At 69.0% G+C, this 8686-nt stretch carries 9 protein-coding genes and 1 pseudogene; 4 read left to right on the top strand and 6 right to left on the bottom strand.

All coding sequences use genetic code 11. The annotated features are described in order from the left end of the window. Positions 1–175 precede the first annotated feature (175 nt). The gene (locus G6028_RS03820; RefSeq protein ID WP_095717090.1) at positions 176–1375 is read right to left on the bottom strand and encodes a TerC/Alx family metal homeostasis membrane protein; all 1200 of its coding nucleotides are present in this window, start codon (positions 1373–1375) and stop codon (positions 176–178) included. 68 nt (positions 1376–1443) lie between these two features. Beyond that, positions 1444–1917 carry a DUF4442 domain-containing protein gene (locus G6028_RS03815; RefSeq protein WP_017837455.1) on the bottom strand — a complete coding sequence of 158 codons (474 nt, stop codon included), beginning with the start codon at positions 1915–1917 and terminating at the stop codon, positions 1444–1446. A 204-nt stretch (positions 1918–2121) separates the two neighbouring features. Here G6028_RS03815 and G6028_RS03810 point away from each other — a divergent pair, with 204 nt between their 5' ends. Together G6028_RS03810 and G6028_RS03805 are read left to right on the top strand one after the other, a co-directional pair. Further along, positions 2122–3636: a fatty acid desaturase gene (locus G6028_RS03810; protein WP_182658088.1), complete on the top strand. Its 1515-nt coding sequence runs from the start codon at positions 2122–2124 to the stop codon at positions 3634–3636. Positions 3637–3689: 53 nt separating this feature from the next. After that, positions 3690–3884, top strand: coding sequence for a ferredoxin (locus G6028_RS03805; RefSeq protein ID WP_095717092.1), 195 nt, complete (start codon positions 3690–3692; stop codon positions 3882–3884). Positions 3885–3900: 16 nt separating this feature from the next. On the opposite strand, the gene G6028_RS03800 is transcribed toward G6028_RS03805, so the two are convergent. The 4 genes from G6028_RS03800 to wzm all read right to left on the bottom strand — a co-directional run bounded on the left by G6028_RS03800 (position 3901) and on the right by wzm (position 7221). Further along, the gene (locus G6028_RS03800) at positions 3901–4500 is read right to left on the bottom strand and encodes a maleylpyruvate isomerase family mycothiol-dependent enzyme (protein ID WP_182658087.1); all 600 of its coding nucleotides are present in this window, start codon (positions 4498–4500) and stop codon (positions 3901–3903) included. After that, on the bottom strand, positions 4497–5393 hold the full coding sequence (glfT1, locus tag G6028_RS03795) for a galactofuranosyltransferase GlfT1 (RefSeq protein ID WP_241730517.1): 897 nt from the start codon (positions 5391–5393) through the stop codon (positions 4497–4499). Before glfT1 ends, G6028_RS03800 begins: the two co-directional genes overlap by 4 nt. A gap of 109 nt (positions 5394–5502) precedes the next feature. Then, positions 5503–6321, bottom strand: coding sequence for a galactan export ABC transporter ATP-binding subunit Wzt/RfbE (wzt, locus tag G6028_RS03790; protein ID WP_182658086.1), 819 nt, complete (start codon positions 6319–6321; stop codon positions 5503–5505). Positions 6322–6333: 12 nt separating this feature from the next. After that, positions 6334–7221: a galactan export ABC transporter permease subunit Wzm/RfbD gene (gene wzm / locus G6028_RS03785; protein WP_182658085.1), complete on the bottom strand. Its 888-nt coding sequence runs from the start codon at positions 7219–7221 to the stop codon at positions 6334–6336. Positions 7222–7287: 66 nt separating this feature from the next. Between wzm and G6028_RS03780 the strand changes: the two genes are divergently transcribed. After that, entirely contained in the window at positions 7288–8304 is a 1017-nt protein-coding gene (locus G6028_RS03780; RefSeq protein ID WP_182658084.1) for an NADP-dependent oxidoreductase, read from the top strand. A gap of 49 nt (positions 8305–8353) precedes the next feature. Beyond that, a pseudogene (locus G6028_RS03775) lies at positions 8354–8686 on the top strand (polysaccharide pyruvyl transferase family protein); the annotation flags it as partial.

Genomic DNA, 8686 nt, shown 5'->3' with positions numbered 1-8686 from the left:
CGCCCGGCCCTGGGCGGCGCGCGACCGTGTGGGCAGGCCCCCGACCCGGGTGTGGGTGGCGTGCTCCCGGCGCTGCGGTCACTGTGGCCGGGGGCCCTGCTGCTCCCACCGCTTCCCGGGGAACCGGTCGCCGACCCGCTCGGGATGTGGGCCGGTCGGAGCGCGTAGTCGCCGGTCAGCGGGTGTAGTCGGTGGCGCGCTCGTAGCGGGCGTGATCGTCCCAGACCCTGCGCAGCAGCTGTTCGAGTTCCCAGACGTCGCCCTCGGAGCCGAAGTACTTCCGGTCGATCGACTTGAGCTTGTCCTCGTTGTCGAGGATCTTGGCCCACAGCTTGGCGCGCTCGACGGGGTCGTCGGTGAAGTTCTTGTTGAGGTACTCGTGCGAGTGCCGCTTGAGGTTGCCGAGCACGGTGAGCGCCTTGCCGGCCGGGCTCACGAGGGAGGCCACGACGGTGACCACGAGTACGGCCACGATGACGCCCAGTGACAGGTAGGTGGGTACCTCCACCACGTCGACGTGCTCGCCCTGGTTGATGAACGGCAGGTTGTTCTCGTGCAGGGCGTGGAGGATCAGCTTGACGCCGATGAAGCCGAGGATCGCCGCGAGGCCGTACTTGAGGTAGACGAGGCGGTCGAGAAGACCGTCCAGCAGGAAGTAGAGCTGGCGCAGACCGAGCAGCGAGAACGTGGTCGCGGTGAAGACGATGAAGACGTTCTGGGTGAGGCCGAAGATCGCGGGGATCGAGTCCAGCGCGAACATGATGTCGGTGCCGCCGATCGCCACCATGACGATCATCATCGGCGTCATGACCTTCTTGCCGTTCTCGATGGTGAACAGCTTGTCGTGGTCGTAGTGATCGGTCGCCGGGATGAACTTCTTGGCCAGGCGCACCACGACGTTGTCGGCGTCGTCGTCCTCGTCGTCCTCGGCCAGGAGACGGCCCGCGGTGATGATGAGGAACAGTCCGAACACGTAGAACAGCGCGCTGAACGCGTTGAGCAGCGCCGCGCCGACGAAGATGAACCCGGTCCGGGCGATGATCGAGAACACGATGCCGAACAGGAGTGCCTTCTGCTGTCCCGCGCGCGGGACCTTGAAGCTGGTCAGCAGGAGCAGGAAGACGAACAGGTTGTCCACCGAGAGCGCCTTCTCGGTGATGTAACCGGCGAAGTACTCGACGCCCATCTGGTTTCCGCCGAAGATCCACACGAGGAAGCCGAAGACGATCGCGATCCCCACGTACATCGCCGACCAGATGGCCGACTCCCTGAGCGTCGGGATGTGTTCCTTGCGAACGTGGAAGAAGTAGTCGAACAGGAGAAGTCCGACGATCAGTCCGACGGACAGCGACCAGGCGAGCGGGGTGGCTCCCAACGGGATTCCTTTCCGAGGAGGGCCGGGGACCGGATAATCCTACGCGCCTCGGGCCGGATCGCCTGCGGTCAGCTCTTCCGTCGGATGAACATCGTGTGCTGCGCCTCCACGACCGTCGTGCCGCGGCTGTCGCTCACCACCGCGGTGTGGACGACGCTGGTGCTCGGATGGTCGGCCAGTCGCTCCCGGATGGCGTCCGCCTCCGGGCCGGGGACGTCCACCACGCACCGCAGTCGGCCCCGGCCGGGGGCTCGGAAGTCGATCGTCGCGCTCTTGGTCCACACCTGGTACCCGCCACCGAGCTGCCCGGACAGCAGGGCCCCGTAGAGGACGTCGGTCGCGGCGAACAGTGCGCCGCCGAACGCGGTGCCGTTGGTGTTGGCGGTCCACGGTGCGACGTGCATGCTCAGCTCCCCGCGGGTCCAGTCCGGGGCGATGTGCCGGATGCGGATCCCGGACCCGAGCAGAGGGGGGTACAGCGAGGCCAGCAGGGGGAACGCGCGGGGACTGGAGGTGTAGCGGTGCAGCAGGGTCTTGGGCACGCGCCGATCCTAACTTACTCGTGAGTCAGTTCCGGCCCACGGTCGAGCGGGCGCACGGAGGCGGGCCTGCGGGGCAGGGTGCCCGACGAGGTCTCTGGACAAAAAGAGGGTCCCTGTCTAGACAAACGGCTACTTTTTGTCTAGATTTGACGCTCTAGGTGGCGTGCGACACATGCTGCCGGGTTCGATCAAGGGAGTCTTGTGATGCACACCGACCTACAGGCAAGGGAGACCGCGGCGCAGCCGTACCCCTGGACTGACGGCAAGCGATACCTGTGGCTGCTCGGGCTCATCCCCGCCGGCGCCCTGTTCATCTCTCTCGGGTTGTTCTCGTGGTTCTCCCACGCCGGGTGGGGCACCGCCGCGGTCGTGGCGTGGTTCGTCGCCCCCTTCGTCGTGTTCGTCTTCATCCCCCTACTCGACATGGTCGTCGGGGTGGACGGTCGGAACCCGCCGGAGGAGGTCATCGAACGCCTGGAGGCCGACCCGTTCTATCGGTGGTGCACGTACCTGTACCTCCCGGTGCAGTACGCCGCCCTGATCGTCGCCTGCTACCTGTGGACCGCGGACGACCTGTCGTTCTTCGGCCACGAGGGCGGGCTGGGTCTGGTGGCCAAGATCGGCGTCGCCTGGGCCGTGGGCATCGCGGGGGGCATCGGCATCAACACCGCCCACGAACTCGGACACAAGATCCAGAACTCCGAGAAGTGGCTGTCCAAGATCGCACTCGCCACCACGGCCTACGGGCACTTCTACATCGAGCACAACCGCGGTCACCACGCCCGCGTCGCCACCCCGGAGGACCCGGCCAGCTCGCGCCTGGGCGAGTCGTTCTGGGCCTTCCTCCCGCGGAGCGTCATCGGTTCCCTCATCTCGGCCTGGGAACTGGAGAAGAACCGTCTCGAGCGCCTCGGCAAGTCACCGTGGACCCTGCGTAACGACAACATCAACGCCTGGCTCATGACGCTGGTCCTGTTCGGCGGCCTCACCGCCGCCTTCGGACTCGAGGTCCTGCCCTGGCTGATCCTGCAGGCGGTGTACGGGTTCAGCCTGCTGGAGGTCGTCAACTACCTCGAGCACTACGGACTGCGCCGCAAGAAGCTCGACAGCGGCCGCTACCAGCGGTGCCGGCCCGAGCACTCGTGGAACTCCGACCACCTGGTGACCAACATCTTCCTCTACCACCTGCAGCGTCACTCGGACCATCACGCCAACCCGATGCGCCGCTACCAGGTGCTGCGCACCACCGACGACGCCCCGCAGTTGCCCGCCGGGTACGCCGCGCTCATCGTGGTGGCCTACTTCCCGCCGATCTGGCGCAGGATCATGGACCACCGGGTGCTCGACCACTACGAGGGCGACGTCACCCGGGCCAACATCCAGCCGTCCACGCGGGAGCGGATCCTCGCGCGCTACGCCGACCCGTCGGCCACCGGCACGAGCATCGCGACCACCCGGTCCTCCGCCCCGGCCGCCACCGCTTCTGCCACCACCGCGACCGCCGTCCTGGATCCCGAGCCCGACGTGGACGCCGTCCGCGGCGCCGTCTCGCCGATCGGCACCTATGCCTGCCCCAACTGTGGCCACCACTACGTCGAGTCGCTGGGTGAGCCGCGGGAGGGCTTCGCCCCCGGCACGCCGTGGTCGGCGATCCCCGACGACTGGCAGTGCCCGGACTGTGGCGTCCGGGACAAGGTCGACTTCGTGCCGGTGAGCTGATACCGCCAGGCCGTGACACCCGTGTACCCAGTGTTCCAACCAGGAGGTTTCCCATGAAGATCGCGATCGACCCGGACCGGTGCGAGGGGCAGGCGGTGTGCGTCGGCCTCGCCCCGAAGGTCTTCGCCCTGGGCGACGACGACGAGGTGGTGCGCCTGCTCGTGGAGGAGGTCCCCGAGGAACTCCAGAAGAGGGCTCGCAAGGCCATCGAGAAGTGCCCGATGGCGGCGCTCCGCGAGGCCGGGTAGGCCGTCGGCCAGAGCTCTAGGCCGCCGGCCAGGCGGAGGGGTCCCGACCGGTACGCGCGAGAGCGGCGTGCCGGGGCGGGACCCCTCCGCTGTCGAAGCCCGGTAGCGGCGCGGAGAACAACTCCGGGGCCGGGTCGTCGGCGAGATCGGTCCGGACGAAGTCGAGGACGGCGCGTTCGAGTTCGTCGCCCCACGGCAGGTCGACCCCCTGGGAGACCGACAGGTCCCAGGCGTGGACGGCCAGATCGAAGGTCTGCTGCGCGAGATAGTGCACCATCGGCGCCCGACCGTAGGAGAGGTGGACCTCGTCGTCGGTGGGGGTTCCCCGCCACGCGGCGGCCACCGGCGCGCGCAGGGTGTGCCAGAAGGCCACGAGGTCGGGGCCGCTGGCCCCGGTGAGCCGACGGAGCGGTTCCTCGAGGTCCCCGGCCACCTCGTCGACCGTCCCTCCGGCCAACAGTCCCGGGACCCACATCTGCTCGTCCACGACGTGGGCCAGCACCTCACGGGCGGTCCACTCGCTGCACGGGGTGGCGGCGTCCCAGTCGGTGACCATCGGCAGGACCCGGTCGTACAGGTCGGCGGCCCGGGACTGCAGGGCGATCCAGTCGGTCATGGCTTGTCGAACCGCTCGCCCGCGCCCAACCGCTGCAGACGCAGCCACTCGCGCAGGCCGGCCGGGTCTCGTCTGGTGACCAGGAAGTACCAGCCGAAGCGCAGGATCTCCTGCGGGATGAGGCGCCGGTTGCCGGGCTGGGTGAGCACGTAGCCGCGGTTGCGGTAGGTGAAGTGCCGCTTGACCGGGTCGTCGGGGAACTGGGTGTGCATGCGGCCGCCGAGGATCGGTTTGAACTCGTCCGACCCCTGCGGGTGCAGGTACGCGGTCGTCAGACACGTGCCGAAGGGCAGTCGGGAGCGCACCAGGCGCCGGTGCATCTCCACCTCGTCACCGCGGATGAACAGCCGCAGGTCCGGGACGCCCACACGGTCCAGGCAGTCCGCGGTGAACAGCGCCCCGTTGAACAGGGAGGCGATGCCGGGCAGCAGGTCGGTGTCGGTCCGGGAGGGGCCGGCGGCACCAGGGACGCCGGCACCAGGGTCACCGGCACCGCGGTCGCCGCCCTCGCCGTCGGCGAACAACTCGCTGCGCCAGCGTCGCCACACCACGCCGCGGCGCAGCGGGAAGGCGAGGCGGTCGGGCTCGGCGAGGTCGCACACCACCGGCGAGACCTCCGCCAGCCCGTGGCGGTCCATGCAGGCCATCAGCGTGGCCAGGACCTCGGGCCCCTCGGGCCTGCCGTCGTCGTCAGCGCACCACACGAGGTCGGCGCCGGTGGCCAGCGCGTGCAGCATCCCCAACGCGAATCCGCCGGCGCCGCCGAGGTTGTGCCTGGAGCCCACGTAGGTGGCCTCCACGGGCTGTGACTCGACGAGCTCGCGCACGGCCTGCTCGTCGGCGTTGTCCACCACCACCAGGTGGTCGATCGGCCGGGTCTGCCCGCACACCATCTCCAGCGAGGCGCGGAGTTGGTCGAGCCGTCGGTGGGTGACGACCACGGCCACGACCCGCCGGGAGTCCGCGCCGGACTCCGCGGCCCCGCCGGCCGCGCCGGACCCCTCAGCACTCACGCGTCATCCTCTCCATGTACGCGGCGATCGACCGCCCGGCCTCGGGGCCCTCGTAGGCGGTGACGATCTCCTCGATGCTGCCGCGCTGCCGGATGCGACCGTGGTCGATCCACATCGCCGAGTCGCACAGCTGCGCGAGGAATTCGTTGGAGTGGGAGGCGAACACCAGCATCCCGGATCGGGAGACCAGGTCGGCCAGCTTGATCCGCGCCTTCTTCATGAACTCGGCGTCCACCGCGCCGATGCCCTCGTCGAGCAGGAGGATCTCGGGGTCGATCGAGGTCACCACGCCCATCGCCAGCCGGACGCGCATCCCGGTCGAGTAGGTGCGCAGCGGCATGTCCAGGTAGTCGCCGAGCTCGGTGAAGTCGGCGATCTCCTCGACCTTGGCCTTCATCTGCTTGCGCGTCTGTCCCAGGAACAGGCCGCGGATGATGATGTTCTCGTACCCGGTGATCTCCGGGTCCATGCCCACACCGAGGTCGAAGACCGGCGCCACGCGCCCCCTGATCCGGGCGGCGCCGCGGGTGGGCTCGTAGATGCCGGACAGCAGCCGCAGCAGTGTGGACTTGCCGGCACCGTTGTGCCCGACCAGTCCGATGCGGTCCCCCTCCCGGAGGGAGAGGGTGATGTCCCTGAGGGCCTCGACGACGACGACGTTGGACGAGTTCCGTCCGATCGCGCCTCCGGCGGAGCCGAGGACCGCCTTCTTGAGGGAGCGCGACTTGGCGTCGAAGATCGGGAAGTCCACGCACGCGTCCACGCAGTCGATGGACACGCCGCCGGGGGTGGGTGTGGCGGGGCTCATGGGATATACCTCCTACACCCAGTACGGGACTCGGGAGCGGAACCGGCGCAGTGCGACAAAGGCGAGGATGAGCCCCACGGCCGTGCAGGCCAGGACGATCCACCAGTGGTACGCGGCGACGGGCTGGCCGATCATGGGGGCGCGCACGATCTCCAGGTAGTGGTAGAGCGGGTTGAGCTCGGCGATGCGCGCCCGGTCCGCGATGTCCCCGCCCTGCTCGTACAGCGTCTGCGTGGTCCACACGATGGGGGTCATGTAGAACAGCAGCTGAACCATGGAGTCCAGCAGGGGCGCGATGTCGCGGAAGCGGGTGGCCAGGATGCCGAACAGCATCGCCACCCAGACGCCGTTGACCATGAGCACCACCAGGCCGAGGACGGCCAGCAGCAGGTCCCAGCCCAGCGGTCGCGGGTAGATGAGCATCAGCACGACCCAGATCACCAGGTTGTGGCACAGGAACAGGAACTGCCGCCACACCAGCCGGTAGACGTGGACGCTGAGCGCGCTGGGCAACTGCTTGATCAGGCCCTCGTTGGAGATGAAGACCTCCGAGCCCTCCTTGATACAGCCGGAGATGAAGCCCCAGAGGATCAGGCCCACGGTGACGTGCGGGAGGAACTCCGCCAACGGGATCTGGAAGAGGATCGAGTACAACAGCCCCAGCGCCGTGGCCATGACGCCGGTGGCGATGGTGATCCACAGCGGCCCCAGTGTGGAGCGGCGGTAGCGCTGCTTGATGTCCTGCCAGCCCAGCGAGAGCCACAGCTCACGCTGGCCCAGCCCCTGGCGGAGGTCGGCCACGGCCCGGCGGAAGGTGTGGGAGTCGCTGACGATCTCACTGCGGACGCGCTCGTCGGGGAGCGTCGCCGAAGCGGGGTCGGGAGTGGGCTGGTCCTGCACGAAGGCGAAGCCTACTAGAGGTGTGGCCGGTGGCAGCCCCGCAGACAGGGCGCGTACACATGAGTGATGACGACCAGTACCCAGATCCAGCTCGTCAGCCGTCCCCGCGGCTGGCCGACCCATGACGACTTCCGCACCGTCGTCGTCGACCTCCCCGACCTCTCCGAGGGCGAGGTGCGCGTGACCAACGAGTTCCTCTCCGTGGACCCCTACATGCGCGGCCGGATGAACGAGGGCCGCTCCTACATCCCGCCGTTCGAGCTGAACGAGACCATGACCGGCGGCGCCGTCGGGCGTGTCGTGGAGTCCCGCTCGGACGCCCACCCGGTCGGGGCGGTCGTGATGCACGACCTCGGCTGGCGGGACGTCGCCCAGGGCGACGGCCGGCAGTTCCGGGTGGTGCAGGAGATCGAGGGCGTTCCCGTCTCGGCGTACCTGGGGATCCTCGGGACCACGGGCCTCACGGCCTACGTGGGGCTCCTGCACATCGGGCGCTTCCGGAAGGGCGAGTCCGTCTTCGTCTCCGGCGCGGCCGGTTCCGTGGGTTCGGCCGTCGGGCAGATCGCCCGGCTCATGGGCGCCTCGAAGGTCGTGGGCTCGGCCGGGAGTGCGGAGAAAGTCGATAAGGCCACCAGCAGCTACGGTTTCGACGCGGCCCTCAATTACAAGGACGGCCCGGTCCGCACGCTCCTGCGCGAGCACTTCGGCAGCGCCGACGGCGAGGGGATCGACGTCTACTTCGACAACGTCGGCGGGGACCACCTCGAGGCCGCGCTGGACCTGATGAACGACGACGGTCGCCTGGCGCTGTGCGGGGCGATCAGCTCGTACAACGCCACCGAGCGGTCGCCCGGCCCGGACAACCTGTGGCACGCCATCACCCGCGGGCTCACCCTCCAGGGCTTCACCGTCAACAAGTACATGCACCTGTTCAAGGAGTTCGCGGAGAAGGTCGGGCCGTGGGTGGCCTCGGGCGAGATCGTCTTCGACGAGACGGTGGTGGAGGGCATCGACAACTCGGTCGACGCGTTCCTCGATCTCATGCGCGGGGCCAACGTCGGGAAGATGCTGGTCAAGATCTGATCCGGAGGGTCAGTCCGGGCGCGGCCCCGCCGTGGGGCAGGGTGGACGCATGACGTCGACTCCTCGAGCCGCGCCCGCCTCCCGCCTGCGTCGACGGGCCCGCCGTCGGCTGGACGCCACGAGGGCCGCGGCGGACGCGCGCTGGGGTCGACCCCGCGGGGTCCACCGGCCCGTCTACCTCGTCGCCCCGGCCGGCCATCCCAACCACGGCGACGAGCAACTGCTGGCGGGGTGGCTGCGTCACCTCCGTCACCGGCTCCCGGGTACCCCCGTGGTGGTGGACTGCAACACCCCGGGGCAGGCGGCGGTCCTCCACCACGGTGAGCACCCGGACGTCCTGTTCACCGACACGCTGTGGCGTCTGGCGGCAGAGCACACCAGC

It is taken from the genome of Dietzia cercidiphylli, from assembly GCF_014145145.1.
Classification (GTDB): Bacteria; Actinomycetota; Actinomycetes; order Mycobacteriales; family Mycobacteriaceae; genus Dietzia; species Dietzia natronolimnaea.
The sequence above is the reverse complement of the archived record's forward strand: the minus strand, read 5'-3'. Positions and strand labels throughout refer to the sequence as shown.

Coding starts and splice junctions, on each gene's coding strand:
- G6028_RS03800 (WP_182658087.1), bottom strand. CDS start 4,500: ATGACCGACTGGATCGCCCTGCAGTCCCGGGCCGCCGACCTGTACGAC.
- G6028_RS03780 (WP_182658084.1), top strand. CDS start 7,288: ATGACGACCAGTACCCAGATCCAGCTCGTCAGCCGTCCCCGCGGCTGG.
- G6028_RS03805 (WP_095717092.1), top strand. CDS start 3,690: ATGAAGATCGCGATCGACCCGGACCGGTGCGAGGGGCAGGCGGTGTGC.
- G6028_RS03810 (WP_182658088.1), top strand. CDS start 2,122: ATGCACACCGACCTACAGGCAAGGGAGACCGCGGCGCAGCCGTACCCC.
- wzt (WP_182658086.1), bottom strand. CDS start 6,321: ATGAGCCCCGCCACACCCACCCCCGGCGGCGTGTCCATCGACTGCGTG.
- glfT1 (WP_241730517.1), bottom strand. CDS start 5,393: ATGGTGTGCGGGCAGACCCGGCCGATCGACCACCTGGTGGTGGTGGAC.